A 21,771-nucleotide genomic window follows, 5' to 3' on the forward strand; every position below is an offset into this window, starting at 1 on the left:
TGCTGGGATGTCGGCGTCAGCAGCACATCCGAGGCGCCAAAGGAGCGCTTCACGCCCCACAGCGAGCCTTCAATCCAATAAGTACGAACGGGAGGAATGCGCTCCTCAGTCGCAATCGAGTGACTTCGTTCTGCCGCACGCTGAGCCGCCTTGTAGGCGGCCCTCATTTTGCGTTGCTGCAAGGGACGACCATCGTGGCGACCGCTGTTCAGAAGTGCAGCGCCCTGCGCAGACGCGGCGGTTCAGCCGCTGGCTGTGGAGACTTCGACACGACTGCGTGTGATCACACACGCCGCAGAGATGCGAGCTCGCGGTATCGAGCAAGCTCGTCATCGGCGACGTCCCTGATGATGGCCTGCACGACAAGGGCGTCCGGTTCTTCAGCGTGCTCACCCTCGGTCGGCTCGGTTGTCATGACGGGGGCTTCGGCGCGGCTGTTGGCCTGACGACCGGACATGAGGCTGGGCATCAGCGCGCCGGTGGCGAGGATGTCGTCGTAGGTGAACCAGACACCTCGCTGGTGGGGCCCGGGCGCGCCGCTGCGCTGGTGGGGCACAAGGTGCTTCCAGACCCACTTCTTGAGCCAGGAGTCCTTCACCTTGAGGATCGCTGCTGCCTCCTGTCGGGAGTAGCGGCGAAGGGTCTTGAAGTCGTCGTCGATGGAGGTCATGCCGTGGATCGTCCGGAGGTCCCGAACGGGCGCAATGGGGGGCAGATTGGGGGGCAAACGAACCACCCAGCGCCGCCTCGGGATGCTTAGAACCACTGACGACCGCTTGGAACCGCAGGTAGATTGCGTGACTCCTGGCCACGCGGCCAGGACCGGCTCGATGGCGGGTTCAAGTCCCGTTACTCACCCCAGTCCGACCGAGCCCCTGACCGCAGAGACGCGGTCAGGGGCTCGGTCCGTTCCGGGCGCGCACCGACATGGCGGCGGGTGCGCCGACGGAGTCAGGCGCGACCGGCGGCGCGCCGCACCGGCACCCGGATCGGCACCCGCGAGCCCCCGATCGGGTTCGCCGCCGCGACCCGGTCCATGGCGTCGATGATGTTGCGCAGGTTGATGATCAGCGCTCCGTAGATAGGCCACTCCGGCGAGCGCTCGGTCGACCGCAGCTCCTCGGTGAACACCTCGAGCCGGCGGCGTACGTCGAGCAGCGCGTCGGGGTCGGCGGCGCTGGTCGCACGCCCCGTGTCGCCGAGCATCGAGATCCACGGCTCCGCGAAGGACTCGCCCCATGTCTCGCGGTGCGCCTGCTGACCGCCGAGCGTGCGTCCCAGGCTCCGGGTCTCGGCGACGGCCTGCTCCATGCGCCGCAGCAGCTCGTGCCACTCACGGGGGTTCTTCATCACCCGGGCCGAGCGACGGGGGTTCATCCGGGCGCTCTCCTCGGCCTGCCGCACGAGCGCCCAGGCCTGGTCGAGGTCGCCGTCGAGGTCACGGGTGCGGTCGACCCACCCCGTGATGGCCTCGTCGTCGCAGCCGTCGCCGAGGCCGCCGGCCATGTCCGCCAGCAGCTCGCCGATGCCGTCGTCGACACGGTCGAGGGCCTTGGCCGCCGTGTGCCGGCGCAGCGGCGGCCACACGAGGACGTTGACGATCAGTCCGACAGCGACGCCGATCGCGGTGTCGAGGAGCCGCGCGACCAGCATGACGTCGTCCTCGAAGCCGGTGGTGAGCACGACCAGTCCGGTGGTCGCGATGGTGGTGGCCTCCGCGCCCAGCCACGGCACGGCGCCCAGCACCAGGGCCACCACCAGCAGCAGCGTGATCGCCCACGTGCTGAGGCCGAGGGTCTCCCCCACCACCGTGGCGAGCAGCACCGCGACGACGGTCGCAGCGACCTGCTGCATGCCCTTGGAGAAGGTGCGGTAGACCGTGGCGTGCACCACGAGGAGGGCCGCCCACGGCGCGAGGAAGGGCTGCGCCAGGTCCAGCACGCTCGCCGCGATGACCCACGCCGCGACGGCCGCCAGCACCGTCTTGGCCAGCTGCAGGACGTCGTTCCACCAGATCGGGTCACCGAGCCGGTCGTCGACGCGCTCCCTCCACCTCTCCCACACGTTCGCACCCATGCCGTGCTCCTCTCCCTCAGCGATCGACACTACGGACGTCGGGAGGAGGTGCAAGCATCCCCAGGGAGGGTCCGGCGATGATCGCACCGGCGGGGCGGCCCGCTAGGGTCGCAGACCCTCGCGTGAAGGAGCTCCCCCATGTGTCGACCGGCTCGATGCAGGACCTGTGGCAAGACCACCTGGGCCGGCTGCAGCCAGCACGTCGGCCAGGTCAGGGCAGCCGTCCCGGCCGAGGACTGGTGCAACGGCCAGCACACGGCCGAGAAGGAGGCCAGCGGCGCCCGCCGCGGCCTCCTCTCCCGGCTCCTGTGCCGCTGACCCTCACGGGTGGTACGCCGCGCGGTGCGGTCGCGGCGTCGCGAGCAGCACCGGGCACGTGGCCTCCCTGAGCACGGCGCGGGCGACCGGGCCGATGTGCGAGCCGATCGGGACGAGCGGGTCGTGGCGGCCGATCACCAGCAGCTCGGCGCCGGCGGAGGCCTGCACCAGCACCTCGGAGGCCCGGCCCCGCTCGACCCGCACGTCGGCGTCCGTGGCGGCGCTCAGGTCGCCGACCCGGTCGAGCGCGGCGCAGACCTCCGCATGGGCGCTGGCCGACCACCCTCGGACCTCGTCCGCCGTGAACGTGTCCTCGTAGGCCGTCGGGAGCGACCACGAGTGGACGAGCCGCAGCCGGGCACCCCGCGCGTGCGCCTCAGCGAGTGCCGCCCGCAGCACTTCGTCCGCCCGCTCGGGCACGTCGACGCCGGCAACGACGACCCGCGGCTCCCCGTCGGGCCGCCACCCGCTCGGCACGGCGACCACGGGCACCCGCAGGTGCGCGGCCACGCCGCCCGCCACCGTGCGGTTCACGATCCGCGACAGCCGGGACAGGTGCCGGTGCTCCAGCACGACCATCCGCGCTGTCCGACCGACGTCGACGAGCACGCCCACCGGCGTTCCACGGACGAGCTCGTGGGTGACGGGCACCGCGCCGTCGACCAGCTCGTCGGCGATCTTGACCGCCTCGGCGAGCTGCACGGCGCCCCACGCCTCCATGTCGACGGCCGGCAACAGGGCGGGGTCGGCCGCCATCGGGGTCAGGTCGACGGCCTGCACCAGGTGCAGCCCGCACCCGGCGCGCACAGCCTCGGCGGCCGCGAAGGCGAGCGCCGACTCCACCTGCTCGGGTCCGACCCCGACAACGATCCGGGGTTCGTGTGCGGTGGTGCGCTGCTCGGTCATGGCGTCCTCCTCGGCTGGTCCTGTGCCTCCACTCTTCGCCGATGGCGGCGCCGTACGAAGGGCCGTTGGACCCGCGGGGCACGGCAAAGGGCCCTGCTCTGGGCCGTGCCCGGCCACGGTGTCGCGTGCCGAACGACACGTTCCGGCGGTGACGTCGGTGTCGCACCCGGGATGACCCGGTCGAGGGTCTACGTTGGATCGGTGGACGCGGCCAGGGACAGCTATGACGTGGTGGTCGTCGGCGGCGGGCACAACGCCCTCGTGAGCGCCGCCTACCTCGCCCGCGCCGGGCTCTCGGTGGTGGTGCTCGAGCGTCTCCACCACACTGGCGGGGCCGCGGTGTCGGTGGAGCCGTTCGCCGGGCAGCCCGCCCGGCTCTCGCGCTACTCCTACCTCGTCAGCCTGATGCCGGAGCAGCTGATGGCCGACCTGGACCTCGACGTCCGGCTCGCGTCGCGCACCACAGCGTCGTACACGCCCTGGACGCGCGGCGAGCGCTCCGGCGGCCTGCTGGTCGAGCGGCCCGAGGGCGAGGCGACGCGTGCGTCGTTCCTCGACCTCACGGGGGGCGAGGAGGAGTACGCCGCCTGGGAGGCGTTCTACGGCGAGGTCGGCCGGCTGGCCGAGGCCGTGGCACCGACGCTGATGCGGCCGCTCCCCCTCGAGCGCGACGTCCGCGCCCTGGTCGACGAGCGCATCTGGACCGACGTGGTCGAGGAGCCGCTGGGCCGTGCGATCACCCGGCGCTTCGCCGACGACACGGTGCGCGGCGTCGTCGCCACCGACGCGCTCATCGGCACCTTCGCCTCGATGGACGACCCCTCGCTCGTGCAGAACCGGTGCTTCCTCTACCACCTGATCGGCAACGGCACCGGCGAGTGGCGGGTGCCGATCGGCGGCATGGGAGCGCTCACCGACGCGCTCGCGCGGGCCGCCGTCGACGCGGGGGCCGAGATCATCACCGGCGCGGGCGTCGGTTCCATCACGCCCGGCCCCGACGGTGCCGAGGTCGCGTGGCACGACGGCGAGCGGCAGCACTCGGTGACGGGCCGCCGCGTGCTGTCCGGCGTCGCACCCTGGGTGCTCCGGATCCTGCTCGGCGAGGGCGAGGACCCCGACACCAAGCCCGCCGGCTCGCAGCTCAAGATCAACTTCTTGCTCGACCGGCTGCCGGCCCTGCGGTCGGGCGTCGACCCTGCCGTCGCCTTCGCCGGGACCCTCCACCTCGCCGAGGACTACTCGACCATCGAGCGGGCGTACGCCGCCGCGGCCGGCGGCTCGGTGCCGGACCCCTTGCCGGGAGAGGTCTACTGCCACAGCCTCAGCGACCCCTCGATCCTCGGCGACCGAGCGGGCTCGGCCCACACGCTGACCTACTTCGGCCTGCACACACCGGCCTGGCTCTTCGACGCCGACCCGGGCGCCAAGGACGTCGCGGTGCAGCGTGCGCTCGCCTCGCTCGACGCGGTGCTGGCCGAGCCTCTCGTCGACTGCCTCGCCACCGACGCCGACGGTCGGCCGTGCATCGAGGCCAAGATCCCGCAGGACGTCGAGAAGGACCTGGCGATGCCGGGTGGCCACATCTTCCACGGTGACCTCGACTGGCCGTGGGCCCCGAACCGGTCCCGGCTCGAGACCCCTGCCCAGCAGTGGGGTGTGCAGACCGGGGACGACTCCGTGCTCCTCTGCGGCTCGGGAGCGCGACGCGGTGGGGCGGTCTCCGGCCTCGGCGGCCACAACGCGGCGCAGGCCGTGCTCGCCGACCTCTGAGCAGGGGCCACCTCGATTTCGCCTGCCGATCACGACGCTGTAGAGTTCTACTCGCTTCACCGCCTGCGCCATTAGCTCAATTGGCAGAGCAGCTGACTCTTAATCAGCGGGTTCGGGGTTCGAGTCCCTGATGGCGTACCGATACAGCCCCTGACCAGCGGAAACGCAGGTCAGGGGCTGTCTCGTTGTCGGCGAGGTGCCTCAGAAGTGGCCGTCTCGCCTCCGGCTCACCCGCCCCACCTGCGAGATACACACGAGGTGGGGCGGGTCGCCGGGGCTGGTGACGAGCTCGGTCAGGTCAGCTGGTCGATCACCGCCTGGGCGTCGCGGACCAGCGCGGCGCGGGCGGCGGCGTCCGGCACGTTGACCGGGTCGGAGGCCAGCGTGATGAACTCGCGCAGCTGTGAGATGGCGGGCGCGCGACGGCCGGCGGCCAGCTGCTTCCTGGCCTGGTCGAGGCGCTTCGCCAGCCGGGACTCACCGGCGGCCGACACCAACCCGTCGTCGGCCAGCTCGCCCACGAGGGTGGTGAGCGTCGGCAGCGACGTGGTGGTCGTGAACGTCAGCGTCGAGCTGCTCGAACGGCCGGCGACGTCGGTCGCCGTGACCACCACCGTGTGGCTGCCCAGCGAGAGCCGCCACAGCTCCAGCGGCTGACCCGACGGCACGGTGGCGCCGTCGACCGTGACCGCCACCGACGCGATCCCGGAGACGGCGTCCGTCGTCGTCCACGTCACGTCCCCGGTGTTGGCGACGCTCTGCGCGGCAGTGACACCGGCGATCGAGATGACCGGGTCGGTCTTGTCGATCTTGATGGTCGTCGAGCCGACCGACGAGACGTTCCCGCCGTTGTCGGTCGCCCGGTAGAGAAGCGTGGTCGTGCCCTCGGCCGAGATGGTGACCCGGCCGTTGTTGGGCACGTTGGTCCACGTCTGGCCACCGTTGATCGAGTACTGGCGTGACGACACGGTGCCGTTGTCGGTGGCCGTGATGATGGCGACGACGTTCGACGTCCACCAGCCGCTCGCACCGTTGGGCTGCGCCGGCTCGAGCGTCGCCGCGACCGTGGGCGGAACCGTGTCGGCCACCCCCGCACCGACGAAGGTGAGCCGGTCGACCACGACGCCCCCGGTGGACGTGACGTAGAGCTTCCCGGTGCCCTTCGGAGCGTCGGCCAGGCTCCCGGGGGTCTCGGCCCAGCCGGCGGAGTCCACTGCCACCTCGGCGAACGCAGGCCCGTCGGGCGCGCCCCACCGCAGGGACAGCGTGCCGGACCCGCTCGCGCGGACCCGGACCGATTCGATGCCCTCGAAGTTGACCGGGTCCCACGCGAGCCAGTCGCCGGCGTCGAACGAGGTGACCTTGCTGAGGCCACTCGCCGTCGCGTCACCCTCGATCGCCACCCCGGAGGACGAGTCGGCCCACTCGGCCTCCTGCGGCTTCGGGTTGAGGACCAGCTGCTCCGTGGTGGTGGCCGCCGGCACGCCGTTCGCGCCGGCGTCGGTGTAGGTGATCACCACGACACCGAAGATGTTCTCGGTCTCGCCGTGCTGGGTGGCGTCGGCCGGGGTCGGGATGGCGAACTGGCATCCCGTGCCCTGGCTCAGCGGGTGGGCGTGCGCGTCGTGCCCCAGCCCGAAGGTCCAGGTCACCCGGGAGCAGACCGTCTGGGCGCCGTCCTCGGGGTCCGACGTGCTGACCCGGAACGGGACGGCCTGGCCCCAGTCGAAGAAGGACCCGTCGGCCGGCTGGTCGATGGTGACGGTGGGTGCCACGTTGCCGACGCTGATGGTGGTCGAGGTCAGACCCCGGCGCCCTTCCGCGTCGGTCACACGCAGCCGGGCCGTGTAGGCCCCGAGCGTGGTGTAGGTGTGCGTCGCGGTCACCCCGGTGGCGTCGAAGGTCCCGTTGCCGTCGAAGTCCCACTCGTAGGTCAACGGACCGTCCTCCGGGTCGAGCGAGGAGCCACCGTCGAAGTCGACCGTGAGGGGCGCCGAGCTGCTCGAGACGGGATCAGCCTCGATCACTGCCCGCGGGGCCTTGTTGCCGGGGCTGTAGTCGATCCGGTAGAGCCCGGCGTCCGGGTTGGCGCGGAAGAAGCCGTCACCGTAGTCGAGGACGTAGAGCGACCCGTCCGGGCCGAACTCGAGGTCCATCGGGCTGTCGGTGATCGGCATGCCGTTGGTCTCGAGGGCGGCGTTCGGCAGGAAGTGCTCGATGTGGGTGACCGGACCGGCTGGCCAGTCGAGGGTGAATGCCGCCAGGTAGTCCTGCGAGAACTCACCGAAGAACGCCTTGTCGTCCCAGTAGGCGGGGAACTTGGTGGCTGACGGGTTCAGCTCGTCGAAGTGGTAGACGGGGCCGCCCATCGGGCCCTGCCCACCCGCGGGAGAGAAGTCGGTCAGCTCGGGCCACGGCTGGTGGGTGTTGTTGTCCCCGTAGTAGAGGGTCGCCGGGACCGCGGGTGGGACGACGTCCAGCCCGGTGTTCCACCGCGAGTTGTTCTCCGCGCCCGCCGCGCAGTCGAAGAACGGTCCGGGGGTGGACGTGGCGAAGTTCCACTCGTTGTAGTTGAACTGGTCGCCCGTGCAGTACGGCCAGCCGGCGTTGAGCGGCTCGTCGATCGCGGTCGTCTGCCACTCGACGTAGCCGAGCGGGCCGCGGTCGGGGTTGGGGGCGCCGGCGTCGGGGCCGTAGTCACCCCAGCTCACCGAGCCGGTCTCCGGGTCGACGTCGATGCGGAACGGGTTGCGCAGCCCCATCGCGAAGATCTCGGGCCGGGTCCGGGCCGTGCCCGGGGCGAAGAGATTGCCGTCGGGGATCGTGTAGGTGCCGTCCTGCTGGACGCTGATCCGGAGGATCTTCCCGCGCAGGTCGTTGGTGTTGCCCGCGCCGCGGCGCGAGTCGAAGCCCGGGTTCATCCCGGGCGCATCGTTGTTCGGCGCGAACCCGTTCGCGCCTGGTGCGCTCGCGGGCGTGTTGTCGCCGGTCGCGAGGTAGAGGTTGCCGGCGTCGTCGAAGTCCACGTCTCCCGCCACGTGACAGCACTGGCCGCGCTGGACCTCGACCTTGAGGATGACCTGCTCGGTGCTCAGGTCGAGGGAGTCCGTCTGCTCGTCCCACTTCACCCGGGTGAGCTGGTTGTAGCCCTTCCACTGGTCCCAGTAGGACTCGTCCGCACCGGCAGGCAGCGTGTTGGGGGCCGAGCCGGCGGGGGTGGTCGTGGGGTAGGGCGCGGTCATCGTCCGCGGCGCGTAGTAGAGGTAGACCCACTGGTTGGTCGCGAAGTCGGGGTCCAGGGTGACGGTCTGGAGGCCGTCCTCGGAGTTGTTGTAGACCGGGATCGTGTTCACGACGCGCGTCGTGCCGGCGTCGGGGTCGGTGAGGCGAAGGTCGCCGTTGCGCGCGGTGTGCAGCACCCGGCGATCAGGGAGCACGGCCATGTCGACGGGCTCGCCGGTGTTCTTGGTGAGCGTGACCTTCTCGTAGTTGGACCAGTCGAGGGCCTCCGCGGCCCCCGGTTCGGTGCCGTGGTCGACACCGTCGTGGGCAGCAGCCGGCGCTGGGACGGCGGACAGGGCGCTGAGTCCCAGTGCGATGGTGGCGACGGCGGACGCCAGTCGGCGTGTGGTGGAGCGGGTAGTTTTCATGTGTCCGTCCTGCTTTCCGAGGGAGGGCGTGCGAGCCCGGGGCGCGGCGGCTGGTGCAACAGCCGCCGAGTGCGCCCCGGGCTCTGTGGTGGTGGAGGCCGGAGGTCAGCCGCGCAGGTTCGACAGGTTGTCGTAGCTGTACTGGGCGTAGGCCAGCGACTGACCGGGGTTCGCGGCGCCGCCGCCGGCGTTGTCCTGCTCCCACATCGGGTTGTGGTAACCCTTGGCGCCGACTCCGCCGAGGAAGGCCGTGTAGTCGATGTCACCGGCGCCGAAGGGCACGATCTCGTAGCCGTTGGAGGTGCCCGGCCGCGAGGCGCCGTCCTTGGCGTGGAACAGCGGGTAGCGCTTGGGGCCGTAGGTGTTGACCGTGGCCAGCGGGTCGAAGATGTCATGCACCGACGAGCCGTCGGGTGCGGTGTAGGTGTGGTGCTGGTACTGCGCCACGTGGGCCCAGTAGATGTCCATCTCCAGGAAGACGTAGCGCGAGTCGGTGTTGTCGAGGAACCACTCCAGGCGACGGATGCCCGACGAGCGAGTCGGACGCCCGAACTCGTCCAGCGGCCCGCTGTCGAGCAGGAAGCTGTACGCCGGCGAGTGGTTGTGGGTGTAGAGCTTCAGCCCGTGCATGTTCATCGCCCGCTCCCCGAGGATGTTCCATCGCTCGGCCGCAGCCTGCCAGTCGGCCAGGTGGGCCGAGCCGGTCGGGTCGCTACCCGTACCGATGTGACCCATGCCCAGGATGTTGGCCGCCTCACAGGCAGCGTCGAAGCTCGCCAGGGTGGCGTCGGTGATGGTGCTCGGGATGCTGCCGTGGTTGCCTTCAGCCTCCAGCCCGTTGTCGTCGAGCCACTGCTTGAGCACCTCAGGAGCCGGAGTGCGTCCACCTTCGGCGTTGATGTTCTGGGTGTAGCCGGCGAACTCGATCTGCTTGTAGCCGATCCGCGCCAGCTCCGCGAAGACCTCCTTGAAGCCTGAGGCGAGGTCGGTGGTGTTGGGGTCGCGGCTGATGGCGTCGCGCACGGTGTAGAGGATGATGCCGAGCTTGCCCCTCGGGATCAGGGCGCCGTCGGGGGCGGCGGCGGCCGAGGAGGTCAGTGGGCCGGCCACCGAGGCGGCGGCGAGGCCGGTCGTGGCTGCCATGAGCTGGCGCCTGCTGAGGCCGAGCCTCCGGACGAGCGCGGGTGTCTCGGTCGAGTTGATGTCAGGGGTGCTCATGGTGCTCCTCGGGGTCGAACGTCGGGGGGAAACGGAGTGTGGCGTGGATCACACGACCTGCCCGACGAACGTACGAAAGAACGTCGCCATTCGTCAACCTTTTGTCCATGCACCGACAAAAGTTCGTCAAGATCGGTCCAGCAGCCCGTCGCGGACAACGCGGACACACACCTGGTCTCGCCGTAGGCTCGTGGAGATGGTGGACAACGTGCTCTGGATCATCACTGACGACCAGATGCGGTGGACGCTGAGCAGGATGCCGAAGACGCGAAAGCGACTCGTACGCAAGGGCGTGGAGTTCAGTCGCGGATATGCCGCGGTTCCGCTGTGCGGGCCCGCACGCGCTTCGATCCTGACGAGTCGCTACCCCCACGACCACGGCTGCTTCACCAACGCGACCCACGCCAGGTTCGTCGCTCAGCGCCACGATCGGGACACTGTCGCTACGCGCATGCGGGCCGCGGGGTACGACACGGGCTACTTCGGCAAGTACATGAACGGCATGGCCCGCGACGCCACGTATGTCGCCCCCGGGTGGGGTCGCTGGGTGGGCTCCTCTGTGGGTGACCGGGAAACGGTCAACGTGGACGGCAGGCTGCGTGAGCTCGAGAGCCGCCAGGCGGTGGAGCGGTTCGCGTTCCGGCGCCTGCGGCGCTTCGTCAGGCGCCACCGGGACACCGGACCGTGGTTCGCGGTGTGGGGGCCGACGGCGCCGCACGCCCCGTACACGCCGACGGAGAAGCACCGTCACGACTTCGACGACGTGCCGTGGGACCCGCCCGCTCTCAACGAGGCCGACATGTCCGACAAGCCGACCTGGATGCGTGACCTGCCGCCGCAGGACCGTGCGGAGATGCGGCGAGTGCTCGAGGGCAAGCTCGAGGAGCTCCAGGACCTCGACGACCAGATCGGCCGACTGCTCGCGGTGCTGCGCAAGACGGGACAGCTCAAGCGGACCTGGATCTTCCTCGTCTCCGACAACGGCTACCTGCTCGGCGAGCACCGCCTCTTCCACAAGGAGCAGCCCTACGAGGAGTCCAGCGGGATCCCGTACGTCGTCCGCGGACCCGGCGTCGAGCCCGGCAGGCGCAGCGCCCTCGTCTCCCAGGTCGACCTGATGCCGACCACCCTCGACATCGCCGGTCTGGATCCCGACGCCGGACGCGACCTCTCGGGGCGCTCGATGCTGCAGCCGCTGCGCACCGGCGACTGGGGGCGCTGGCGACGCCGCCTGCTGGTCGAGAACCCTGATCTGGAGTGGGCGATGCTGCGGGAAGGGTCCACGGCCTACATCGAGCACTACGAGCGCGACGAGTGGGAGCTCTACGACCTGGAGTCCGATCCCCACCAGCTGAACAGCCGCCAGCAAGCCGACGTGACCCGCTTGTCGCGGCGGTTGACCTCGCTGCGAGAGGCTCGGGGGAAGGAACTGCGAGCGCGCGAGGTGTAGCACCGAGACGGTGGGCGGCAGAATGCGAACGGTCAACCCGGGTGCACGGGCTCCACCAAGCGATCGTCGCCATGCAGGGTTGCCCGCACATCGGAATGTGCGGTCGTCAGGTCCGGCGTTCTCGAAGGCGGCACGCCCAGCGCGGGCACGCTCGTTGCCGAGCTGAGTGGTCGCGGCATCGGCTGAACGCCTCACTTCTCGGACGGGTCACCACAAACAGCACTCATGTGCCGGATGAGGAACAACTCGAGATGGGCATCATGATCACCGCCGGTGCCCGATCGAGAGTGTCCGCGCTCGTCCTCCCAGCTGACGGTCAACGGCCGAGCGCTCGGGGTCCACTCCGTCGCCAGCACACAGTCGCGCGGGGCGAGTCGGACCTGCACCCGCTCGTAGGGATGGTTCGTGGACAGCGTCACCGGTAGGTCAGGAACGCGGATCGAAAGGCTCGTGCCGGGGCGATGGATCCGCTTGACCGTCGCAGTGCCCGGTCCCCCGTTGTGCAACAGCACGGCGTCGATGGACACGTAGCGGTCTCGGGGCGCGTCCGACGACGCGCCGGCGAGCACCAGCCTCACCGGGGTGTGGGCCGCAGCACGTGCCGCCCGCTGCGTCTCGGATGGCCGGTCGTCATGGTGGTCGTTCCACCTCAGGACCGCCCCGGCGCCCACCACGACGCCGACCGCCAGCGATAGCAGGACAGCGCCCCGACGTCGCCAGGCCGGGTGCATCTTCTCCAGCCCGCGTGCCGAGCCCAGTACCAGGGTCTCCTGCTCCGTGCGATGGAACCGCTCTCGAGGGTCCATCCAGCGACGATACGCCACGTCTTGAGCGTCCGGGTCTGCCGCGATGACTGCCCCATTCCGCCGCTTGTCCGCTTCGTTCCTTGCTACTACCGGCAACGCTCCGGCGACTCGTCGTCAGCGGCATAATCTGCCCGTGACCACCACCCTCGCGGCCGTCTTGTGGGACATGGACGGCACCCTCATCGACAGTGAGCCGATCTGGGTCGCGCAGCAGTTCGTCCTGGTCGAGCAGCACGCCGGAACGTGGTCGACGGAGCAAGGGTTGGCGCTGGTGGGTGCGGACATGCACGACACCGCGGTGGCATTGCAGGCCGCGGGCGTCGAGATGGAGTCGGCTGAGCTGGTCGCAACGCTCGAGCGCGCAGTCATCGACTCGTTGCGCTACATCGTGCCGTGGCGCCCGGGGGTGCGCGAGCTGCTCGCAGCGTTGCGGCGGCACGACGTACCGTGTGCCATCGCCACCACCTCCTCCCACGAGATGGCGGAACTGGTCGCAGATGAAGCGCCGGACGGCGCGATCAGCGTGGTCGTCGGGTCCGAGGACGTCACCCAGACCAAACCGTCCCCCGAGCCGTACCTTCGTGCGGCCGAGCTGCTCGGCGTACGCATCGAGCAATGCGTGGCGGTCGAAGACTCGCCCAACGGACTCGCATCGGCAATCGCGTCGGGCGCCGCGACGATCGCGGTGCCGAACGATGCACCGCTGCCCGAGGCCGGCGCGTTCACCACGTGGCCGACCCTCGAGGGCCGCATGGTCGCGGACCTCGCAGCGCTCCTGAGGTGACGGACGGGAGGAACTCCGACCTGCTTCGATCGGTTCCGTTTCCTTGAAGCCCGGCTACGGCTTCTCTCGTGCGCCCGCAATGGCTTCCACCTCGCCCGGGCAGCCAGCGGCCGCCGCTGCCAAGATGGACGACCCCGCCTATGCGAACGACATGGCCTTGACGGCCAGGATCAGAACCTTCCTCCAGCAAGTTGACCCGAGCACCGCCTACAGCGAGGACTGAGAATCGATCGGATCTGCCGCGGCGCGGGCGTCCGCACATGCCCCGACGTGTTGCGCGGATCTGGCCGATGAAAAGGGGACGGCAAAGTGCTCCGCATTGAGTCTCCTCTTGTCCCGTCGGTGAGGCGGAAAGGTCTAGAACTCGCGAGGCTTCCGTAGGGCGAAGGACGCCCAGACCCCCTTTGATCCGGCCTCATCTTGGTTGATTCCCCAGGCTTGGCTGACGATGTCCACGATCTCGAGGCCACGGCCCGAAGCATTCAGCACTTGGGAGGCACGCCGCTCGGGGAGCGCGTGCGAGTCATCCCACACCGTCAGCACCACTTCGTTGTCGGAGCCGGACAGAGTCACACTGAACGTCGTCTGGGCGTGCACCAAGGCGTTGGTCGCGAGTTCGCTGGCCACCAGACGCACCGACTCGACGAGGTACAGCAGTCGGTGATCCACGAGGTGGTGAGACACGAACGCGCGCGCCTCGGAGGCGCTGATCGGGGTCGCTTCGAAGTTGGTCTTGTGCGACCAAATCGTCTTGCTGTCCATCGTGCTCATCGGTGGCGGTATCCCCGTTGCTTGAGGAATCTTCGACTCTACGCCCGCCGGCTGGCGATGGCGAGGGGTGGGCGGTGTGGGATGCCGCCCTGGGTGCGGCCGAGGGATCGCGGCGGAAGCGCCCGCTCAGTGCGCGCATCTGGTGATATCAGTGCAGCACGGCTGGCGCCGCCGGTGTTGCCCAAGGACACCGTGATCGCGCTCGCCCGGGCAGGCTCTTTCATCACTGCCAGGTGAATGCGAAGTCAGACTCACGCGGTGGTGCGGCGCCGTCGGTGCGCGCCAGCCAATAGAGACAATCCGCAGCGCCCCAGCTCGGACCCGCGGCGTGGTCGCTGTCGATCTGCAGGAGCGGTCGCCAGCCAAGCGCCTCCGCCTCGTGAGCGTCGTCGTAGGTCGCTTCGCCAAGGCGGGTCTCGGCGACCTCCAGCTCGACCGGACCCTGCACCGGTCTCGCCCACCCCCCAAGGTGGCGTCCCCAGGCGTCCCCCAGCTCGCCCTCGAGCAGCCCGTCAAGGCCGTCAACGAACGCATCGGGGAGCTCGTCGAAGCCCTGGCGTTCCAGCACGGGGTGCTCGTAGTCCGGCCAGGTAAGCACCTGGACACCGGTGAGCTCGACGAGCGGGTCGGTCGTCGGGGCGGTGTGGCTGACGTGCAGCAGGCGGGAGCCCTGAAACGAGTCTGGGTCGCCGGTGGTCACGACCGCCCCGGTGCCCTCCGGGTCGTCGAAGTAGAACGCCAGCAACCTGCCGTCAGCAGGTAGGGCGAGACCCGCATCGAGGCCGGCGCGGGCCAGCGCCGCAAGGTCGACCTCAGCGACGAACCCGAGCGAACCGTGGCCGGGCCACTCCGGCCATGGAACGTCATCGGGCAAGGCCGGGGTTCCGGCGAGTCGCGCAACGACGTCGTCACCATCCTGCGCGTGCCGGAGCTGGACGGCCGGCCGCAGCAACCCGAGCCAACGGGCCGCGTGAGCCTCGCCGAGGTGAGCGCGGGCGAGGCGAGCCAATTGGTCGTAGGTGCGTCCGGTCACGCTGAGCAGTATGGCAAGACGCGCATCTGACGCCGCGTTTGACCGCCGAGGGTAACGATCGCTGACCTCGACGAGCCGGCCTCCGCCTACCGCGCCTCACCCCACCGCTTCCGCTCCCTGCCTGGCCACACTCAAAGCTTGTTGGCGGGCGTCCTCGACACTGCGACGAACCGTCCGGATCTGCCACCTCGAGGCCGGCTACGCTCGCCCGGATCTGCCCGAGACGAGCAAACACTGCCGACGCGGAACGACCATTCACACACCGGACGGCACCCGGTCGGGGCCTCGTGCCGTCGATCCACATCTGGGAGGATGGGCGCTCGATGGATCCCTCGGCCGAGACCGCCACCCAGGCGCTGCACCGCATCACCTCGTGCGGCAGGTACGACGCGTCGGACCCGGACCTGATCTGGGCGCCGCCCGTGGACGATCCCCGCGTGGTCGCGGACCTGGTCGTGAACGACATCGGCCGCTTCCCCTGGTTCTACAAGCGCTATCCGGACGACCTCCCCACGGTGTCGCTCCCGCGCGACCTTCCCACCACCTCGGCGCCCGCCGTCGCGGTCCTCGCCGGGACCGCTGCGACCGCTCCCGGCACCCTCGACCTGCCCCAGCTCGCGCGGGTGCTGCACTTGGCTGCCGGCGTCGTGCGGACGATCGTCCGGCCGCACGCCACCATGCTGTTCCGAAGCGCGGGCTCAGCCGGCGGACGGTTCCCGCTGGAGCTGTACGTCGCCGTGCCGGACGGCCACGGCGTCCCGGCCGGCGTGCACTGGTACCACCCGGAGAAGCACGCGCTCGTGCGGATCGGTCCGGCGCCGGACGGCGGGACGCCCACCGTGGTCGTCACGGGCGTGCCTTGGCGGACCGGCTGGAGGTACCGCGAACGGGGGTACCGCCACGTCTACTGGGACGCCGGCACGATGCTCTCGCAGCTGCTGGCCGCGACAGCGTCGGCCGGGTTGGAGCCCGCCCTCATAACGAGGTTCCCCGACGGCGACGTCACGACGCTGGTCGGCGCCGACGGCGTCCACGAGTGGCCGGTCGCGCTGGTGACGATGGGCGGAGGATCGCCCGCCATCGCCGCGACCGGCCCCGCCGTGCCCGGGCAGGTCGACGCCGCTCCCGTCGAGTTCCCACTCGTGACGGCCGCGCAGCGCGCCGGTGACATGGATGCGCTCGGATCGCCGTGGCCCTCGGCGCCGCCGGTGCGCGTTCCAGTGGTGGACGGCCCGTCTCTGGACGAGGTCATCCGGTCGCGCGGCTCTACCAGGCTCCTCGACCCGACCCGGAGCGTGTCGCTCGACACCTTCCGGACCTCGATGCTCGCCGGGACGCGCGGAATCGACGTGGCGCACGTGGTCGCGGTGCACGCGGTCGCCGGGATGGCGCCCGGCATCTACAGGTGGCCAGAGCCCGACCCGCTGCGGACCGGCAACGTCCGCGACGAGCTCTACGTGCTCGCGCTCGAGCAGGGCCTCGCCCAGGACGCGGCGTTCGTCACGATCGGCATCGCCGACGTGGGGTCGTGCGACGATCGCGCCTATCGCGAGGCCCAGCTGGGCGCAGGCATCGTGGAGGGCCGGCTTCACCTCCTCGCGTACGCGATGGGCGCCGCAGCCTCCGGCATGACGTTTGCAGACAGCGAGCTCGCCGACGTGGTGGGCGAGCCGACCGATGGGCTGCTCCTCACCTGCGTGGGCGTGCCCGAGTACCGGTCGGCGACCGCCGGACCCCCAGGCGCGCCCGTCGAGGTGGCGGCGGTGACGGGGCGTTCGTCCTAGCCCCGCAGAACCCCGAGCGCTGCAGCACTCACCGACACCGACCTGCCGTCCGGGTCCATCCATCCACCTCCCTTCCGCGCGCCGCACTGCGTCGACGACACTGTGGCCATGCGTTCAGGGGGACGGCGCGGGTACGCCGTGGTGGTGCTGCTCGGCGTGCTCGGCGTGCTCGGCGTGGCTGCCTGCGGCGACCAGGACTCCCCCGGCGTCGCCCAGGAGCCGACCCCGCCCGAGACGCCGACACCGCCCTACGAGCCGCCCGAGCTCGACCGGACCGAGCTCGACGCCAACCTGGCTTCGCTCTCGCCCGAAGACAGAGCGCTCGTCGACCACTACCTGCACGCCAACGGCGAGGAGGGCACCTGGATCGTCGCCGCCCCCTTGACCGTGACCGAGGCCAAGGAGCGCCTGCTCGGCCCCGGCGCGCAGCCCGTGACTGCGGCTGACCAAGACGCCGCGACGGACTTCACCACGTCGGCGTACGCCTTCCTGCAGGTGGGCGACGGTGTGGTCGCGTGGGAGGACACCGGCTTCGCCGACCCACCGAAGCGACTGCTCGCGGCGCTGTCCGAGGGTGGCGCGGTCAGCGCCGTGGCGACGGACAACATCGAGGCGATGACGCGCTTCGGCTACGCGCGTGACGGCCAGATCGTCTTCGACGCCTTCGAGTACGCGTTCGTCGACAGCCTCGACGAGATCCCCGCGGAGGTGCGCGACCTCGCCAGGCTCGCGTGGTCTGATCCGGCGAGCCCGATGGCCGAGCTCGCCAGCTGGTCCGCGGTCGCCCAGGCGATGAGCGAGAAGGTCACCGGCGTGCGCGCCACCCCGCCGTGCAGGACGTCGACGAGTGGTACGCCGTGCCGGTGCCGTGGGCCGTTGCGGAGGACTACTGACGCCCACCCCGACGGTCACCGTGAGGCCCCGAGCTGGCCGTGCGGGCCGCACCTCGGTCTGGTGCTCACGAGCGGGCGGTCACCATCGCCGGGATCGGTCCGCTCGCCGTCATCGTGAACGGGACGGCCAGAGGGAATCGTGCCTCCAGGGACTCGATTCGCACCGCTCGGACGATGGTGGCCAGGCCGAGGGTTGCTTCGAGCATCGCGAAGTGGTCGCCGATGCAGGAGCGGGGACCGGCACCGAAGGGGAGGTACTGCCAACGGTCGCGGGTGTGGGAGAACTCGGGGAGGAACCGGTCGGGGTCGAATCGCTCCGGGTCGGACCACAGCACAGGGTCGGTGTGCAGCGCCATGATGCCCACGATGACGTTGGTTCCGGCAGGCACCCGCCAGCCGTCGACAGTCACGTCGCGCACGGCCAGTCGCCCCACAGCGGCGGCCGGGGGACACAGACGCAACGACTCGTGGATCACGCGGGTCGTGAGCTCGAGCGAGGAGACGTCGCCGGCGTCGAGACGCCGCTGTCCGAGCGCGGTGGCTTCGGCGGCGACGCGGTCCTGCAGCGATGGATCCCGGCCAAGCGCCCAGAGGCTGTAGCACAGGGTCGTTGCGGTGGTGTCGTGTCCGGCGATCAGGAACGCGGAGAGCTCTCCCCGGATGTCCTCGTCGGTGAGCGCCTGACCGGTCTCAGGGTCCCGCGCGTCGAGCAGCAGACGGATCAGCTCCGCGGGGTGGTCCGGGTCGCGTCGACACTGGTCGACGGCGTCGTCGATGACGGCGAAGAAGCGCTCCCTGGCTCGGGCGAAGCGACGGTTCCCGGGCGTGGGCAGCCTCGCCGGGACCCGGACCGGTGAGGTCCCGCGATCGGTGAAGTACTCGAGCAGCGTGGCGAAGTCACCGGCCATGGCCTCGGCCCGGGCGCCGAGGTCCTGTCCGAGAACTGACCGGCCGAGCACCTGCAGCGTCAGCCGCCGGGTGAACGGATCGAGCTCGACCCGTCCGGCGTCGATGGCGCGTTCGGCAGCCACCTGGGCCTCCGTCGACATGTGGACGGCGAACTCACGGACGTGCCTCTTGGTGAACAGCGGCTGCAGCGCCCGCCGGCGCGGCTTCCAGGCCTCGTGTGGGAGGTTGAAGATGTTCAAGCCGAGGTGCTTGGTCTCCTCGTGGACTCGGACGCCCTTGTCGAGCGCCCCGTCGAAGCCGGCCAGTACGTCGTGGGCACCGGCGGGCGAGGTGACGATGACGAACTGGGGAGTCAGCCCCCGCGGCCCGATCGGCACGCGTACGACCGGGCCACCGTGGTCGCGCAGGAGTGCCGCGCCGGTGTGGAAGTTGCGCAAGGCATCCAGCCGCTCGCGCAGGCCGAGGCTGGCGACCTTGGGCGGAAGCGGGGTGGTGCCAGCACCTGCCGATGCCACCACACCATGGTGGCACCACGGTCACCGCGACACCAGACCATGGTCGAGTGATCGGCACTCAGCGGAGCGTCGACGTCGCGCCTCAGGTCAGGAAGCTGGTACGGCCGCCAACCCGGCCTTGGTGAGCGCGGTGCTCAATCCTCGGCGCGACCTCACGTCGAGCTTTGCGAAGACCTTGCCGAGGTGCCACTCGACCGTCCGCGCGCTGAGGAACAGTCGTGCTCCGATCTCGGGGTTGGTGAGGCCGTCGTTCGCGAGCTGGGCGATCTGAGCCTCTTGCGGCGTCAGGACGGGCTGGCTGTCGAGGGTGCGGCTGCGCACCTTCTCACCGGTGGCGACGAGCTCGCGACCTGCACGGTCGGCGAAGGCCTCCATCCCCATCGCGGCGAACGACTCCTGCGCGGTGCGGAGCTCCGCCCGGGCGTCCACGCGCAGTCCTCGACGTCGGAGCCATTCGCCGTAGAGCAGATGAGCACGCGCGAGCTCAGGCCGAAGTTGCGTCCGGCCCAGGCGATCGACTGCCTCGCGATAGAGCAGCTCGGCTGGTTCGTCGTCGCTGAGCAGCGCGCAGGACCTGGCGTGCAGTCCGAGCGCCCAGTCGGAGCTGCAGCCGTCGATGTGTTCGCCGAGCCGGTCGAGCGCGTCGCGTGCCAGCGCGGGTTCACCCGTCCGTGTGGCGGCCTCGATGAGCTCGGGCCATGCCCACGACGCGATGTGCAGCCTCGGTCCCTGCTCGGTCGCCGACACGGCAGCGCGCAGCGCCTCGTCGTAGCGTCCGAGGCCGTTCAGGAGCACGGCGTTCGCCCAGTTCGCGTACTGCACAGCAGTTCCCTGGCCATGCACGGTGGCGTGGGTCATGACGCCGTCGACCAGCTCGGCGGTCCGATCCTCCTGGCCTCGCAGGCCGCTCAACGCGAGCGCGGCGTGGGGCGCAATACGGGTGCGCGTTGCCTCCTTGAGCGTGTCCACCTCCGCTGCCAGCATCGACGCGGTCGCGAAGTCGCCGCCGGCGGCGGCTGTCTGGCCGCACGCGTTGTCCACCACGGCGAGCGCCTCGAGGGCCCCGGCGTCCCGGGCGAGTCGCACTGCTGCCGTGCTGATGGCGAGCGCTCTGTCGTAGTCCCAGACGAAGAGTGCCGCTCGTGATGCCAACCAGCCCCACCTCAGCACGTCCTCCTGGCCGACGGCGGGATCTGCAAAGGCCGCCACTGCGAGATGCAAGGCTGGAACAGCGGCGGGCCGTCCGTCGGTGAACACCCTCGCCAAGCCTTCGAGGAGCAGGTCCCGCGGGAGTCGTGGACCTGCAACGTCGGGCGCACTCGCGACGGCGTGGGAGACATCGGCGAGACTCCCTCCCTCGTGAGCCATGCGGCCGGCGAAGAGCGCGGCAGCCCAGGCATCGAGATAGGTGTCGCGCGAAAGGCGCGCGTCGTGGGTCTCGAGACTGTGAGCGGCCTGACGTAGCAGCAGGGGCGCCTCGCCGCCGCGGTCCAGGGCGAACGCCACCTCGGCACGTAGCCGGTTCACGCGGGCGCGACCGAGGTCGTCAAGGGGCCAAGCCTCCGCTGTGCCGACCAACCGGAGCGCCGCGTCGAACTCACCGGCTTGCAGGCTCGCCTGAGCCGCCGCCATGGCACGATCAGCCCTCCGCGCTGGTTCCTGGGTCAGCACGACTGCCCGCTGGAGGAACGCTGCCGCCGCAGCAAATCCACCGCGATCCTGGGCCCGACCTGCCCTGCGTTCGAGCTCGGCAGCCACGTCCTCGTCGGGGCCCAGCACAGCCTGGGCGCGATGCCAGGCACGACGATCAGGATCGATCTCGGGATCCGTGGCAGCGGCCAACGCACGGTGCGCCGATCGCCGCTCCGCCGGCGTCGCGGCCCGGTAGATCGCCGAACGCAGAAGTGGGTGTCGGAACCCCACACGTCCGTCGATCTCGAGCAGGTCAGCCGCCTCGGCCGCGGCCGCCGCTTCAACCGGGATGCCGAGGAGGGCGGCAGCGCGCCAGAAGAGGACCGGATCGCCAACCGGATCTGCTGACGCCAGCAGCAGGACGTGTTGCGTGTCGACAGGAAGCAGGCGGATCCGGCCCCGGTAGCTCGCTTCGATCCGGCTGGGCAGCGGCAGCCTGGCAGCGACCGAGTAGCCGCCTGCCAGAGCTGCCGAGGTCTGCGCGCGCGGAAGCTCGAGAAGGGCGAGCGGGTTTCCGTTTGCCTCGGCGATGATCCGCCGCCTCACCGACCTGTCGAGCGGCCCGATGGTCGCTGACGCGACCAGCACGGCCGCGTCGTCCTCCGACAGTCCTGTGAGGCGCACCTCGGGCAGCCCCTCGAACTCGCTCGGGGCGTCACCGTCGCGCTCGGCCAGGACGATGGCGACGGACTCGGCGTGGAGGCGTCGCGCGACGAAGGACAACGCCTGGGCCGAAGCCCGATCCAGCCACTGGGCGTCGTCGACGAGGCACACGACTGGGCGCCCTTCGGCCTGTGCAGAGAGCAGACCGAGCAGGGCCAGACCCACGAAGAAGCGGTCGGGCGGCTCTCCGGGACTGAGCCCGAACGCCGTCTCGAGGGCCTCTCGCTGGGGTAGTGGCAGGTGCTCCAGACCTTCGAGGAGCGGCTGGCAGAGCTGATGGACCGCGGCGAACGGGAGCTCCATCTCCGACTCGATCCCGACTGCCCTCAGGACCCAGCACTCCTCGCTCCTGCCCGCTACGTACTCGAGCAGGGCTGTCTTGCCGATCCCGGCTTCCCCCCGAAGAACCACTGTCTGACTGTCGCCGGCGCGAGCCACCTCGACGTACATGTCGAGCGCCTCGCACTCGCTCGTGCGGCCATGCAGTGGCACAGGCTCCTGCCGCAGTGACATCGCTGTCCCTTGCTGCCATT

Annotated in this window: 16 protein-coding genes and 1 tRNA gene; 7 read left to right on the forward strand and 10 right to left on the reverse strand. The window is 70.4% G+C overall.

The annotated features are described in order from the left end of the window. Positions 1–283 precede the first annotated feature (283 nt). A complete protein-coding gene (locus ACFQW6_RS01025; protein ID WP_378540328.1) occupies positions 284–670 on the reverse strand; it encodes a hypothetical protein in 387 nt (128 codons plus the stop codon). A gap of 281 nt (positions 671–951) precedes the next feature. Continuing rightward, positions 952–2,076 (reverse strand): aromatic acid exporter family protein, encoded by a 1,125-nt coding sequence (locus ACFQW6_RS01030; protein WP_378540329.1) that lies wholly within the window; start codon positions 2,074–2,076, stop codon positions 952–954. A gap of 138 nt (positions 2,077–2,214) precedes the next feature. Here ACFQW6_RS01030 and ACFQW6_RS01035 point away from each other — a divergent pair, with 138 nt between their 5' ends. Beyond that, positions 2,215–2,394, forward strand: a complete 180-nt coding sequence (locus ACFQW6_RS01035; RefSeq protein WP_378540330.1) for a hypothetical protein — start codon at positions 2,215–2,217, stop codon at positions 2,392–2,394. A 3-nt stretch (positions 2,395–2,397) separates the two neighbouring features. Here the strand turns inward: ACFQW6_RS01035 and ACFQW6_RS01040 are convergent, their stop codons facing one another. Continuing rightward, positions 2,398–3,300, reverse strand: a complete 903-nt coding sequence (locus ACFQW6_RS01040; protein ID WP_378540331.1) for a universal stress protein — start codon at positions 3,298–3,300, stop codon at positions 2,398–2,400. Positions 3,301–3,501: 201 nt separating this feature from the next. On the opposite strand from ACFQW6_RS01040, the gene ACFQW6_RS01045 reads away from it, so the two are divergent. Beyond that, a complete protein-coding gene (locus ACFQW6_RS01045; protein ID WP_378540332.1) occupies positions 3,502–5,070 on the forward strand; it encodes a phytoene desaturase family protein in 1,569 nt (522 codons plus the stop codon). A 65-nt stretch (positions 5,071–5,135) separates the two neighbouring features. Then, a tRNA-Lys gene (locus ACFQW6_RS01050) sits at positions 5,136–5,208 on the forward strand. 155 nt (positions 5,209–5,363) lie between these two features. On the opposite strand, the gene ACFQW6_RS01055 is transcribed toward ACFQW6_RS01050, so the two are convergent. Further along, positions 5,364–8,720 carry a PQQ-dependent sugar dehydrogenase gene (locus ACFQW6_RS01055; RefSeq protein WP_378540333.1) on the reverse strand — a complete coding sequence of 1,119 codons (3,357 nt, stop codon included), beginning with the start codon at positions 8,718–8,720 and terminating at the stop codon, positions 5,364–5,366. Positions 8,721–8,825: 105 nt separating this feature from the next. Beyond that, entirely contained in the window at positions 8,826–9,938 is a 1,113-nt protein-coding gene (locus tag ACFQW6_RS01060) for a sugar phosphate isomerase/epimerase family protein (protein WP_378540334.1), read from the reverse strand. A gap of 196 nt (positions 9,939–10,134) precedes the next feature. On the opposite strand from ACFQW6_RS01060, the gene ACFQW6_RS01065 reads away from it, so the two are divergent. Beyond that, complete coding sequence (locus tag ACFQW6_RS01065; RefSeq protein WP_378540335.1) at positions 10,135–11,388, forward strand: sulfatase-like hydrolase/transferase; 1,254 nt, start codon at positions 10,135–10,137, stop codon at positions 11,386–11,388. Positions 11,389–11,579: 191 nt separating this feature from the next. On the opposite strand, the gene ACFQW6_RS01070 is transcribed toward ACFQW6_RS01065, so the two are convergent. Further along, positions 11,580–11,966, reverse strand: coding sequence for a hypothetical protein (locus ACFQW6_RS01070; protein ID WP_378540336.1), 387 nt, complete (start codon positions 11,964–11,966; stop codon positions 11,580–11,582). Between the two features lie 271 nt (positions 11,967–12,237). Here ACFQW6_RS01070 and ACFQW6_RS01075 point away from each other — a divergent pair, with 271 nt between their 5' ends. Next, entirely contained in the window at positions 12,238–12,978 is a 741-nt protein-coding gene (locus tag ACFQW6_RS01075) for an HAD family hydrolase (RefSeq protein ID WP_378540337.1), read from the forward strand. A 357-nt stretch (positions 12,979–13,335) separates the two neighbouring features. On the opposite strand, the gene ACFQW6_RS01080 is transcribed toward ACFQW6_RS01075, so the two are convergent. Beyond that, the gene (locus ACFQW6_RS01080) at positions 13,336–13,749 is read right to left on the reverse strand and encodes an ATP-binding protein (RefSeq protein WP_378540338.1); all 414 of its coding nucleotides are present in this window, start codon (positions 13,747–13,749) and stop codon (positions 13,336–13,338) included. 223 nt (positions 13,750–13,972) lie between these two features. Then, positions 13,973–14,782, reverse strand: coding sequence for a DUF1963 domain-containing protein (locus ACFQW6_RS01085; protein WP_378540339.1), 810 nt, complete (start codon positions 14,780–14,782; stop codon positions 13,973–13,975). Positions 14,783–15,105: 323 nt separating this feature from the next. On the opposite strand from ACFQW6_RS01085, the gene ACFQW6_RS01090 reads away from it, so the two are divergent. Both ACFQW6_RS01090 and ACFQW6_RS01095 read left to right on the forward strand, forming a co-directional pair. Beyond that, on the forward strand, positions 15,106–16,566 hold the full coding sequence (locus tag ACFQW6_RS01090) for a hypothetical protein (protein ID WP_378540340.1): 1,461 nt from the start codon (positions 15,106–15,108) through the stop codon (positions 16,564–16,566). A 108-nt stretch (positions 16,567–16,674) separates the two neighbouring features. Continuing rightward, complete coding sequence (locus ACFQW6_RS01095) at positions 16,675–17,577, forward strand: DUF6461 domain-containing protein (protein ID WP_378540341.1); 903 nt, start codon at positions 16,675–16,677, stop codon at positions 17,575–17,577. Here ACFQW6_RS01095 and ACFQW6_RS01100 read toward each other — a convergent pair. Both ACFQW6_RS01100 and ACFQW6_RS01105 read right to left on the reverse strand, forming a co-directional pair. After that, entirely contained in the window at positions 17,525–18,883 is a 1,359-nt protein-coding gene (locus tag ACFQW6_RS01100; protein WP_378540342.1) for a cytochrome P450, read from the reverse strand. The two genes, ACFQW6_RS01095 and ACFQW6_RS01100, sit on opposite strands and share 53 nt — an antisense overlap. A gap of 87 nt (positions 18,884–18,970) precedes the next feature. After that, positions 18,971–21,751, reverse strand: a complete 2,781-nt coding sequence (locus ACFQW6_RS01105) for an AAA family ATPase (protein ID WP_378540343.1) — start codon at positions 21,749–21,751, stop codon at positions 18,971–18,973. Positions 21,752–21,771 lie beyond the last annotated feature (20 nt).

Origin of the sequence: Nocardioides sp. GCM10028917, assembly GCF_042666175.1 — a bacterium.
Taxonomy (GTDB): Bacteria; Actinomycetota; Actinomycetes; order Propionibacteriales; family Nocardioidaceae; genus Nocardioides.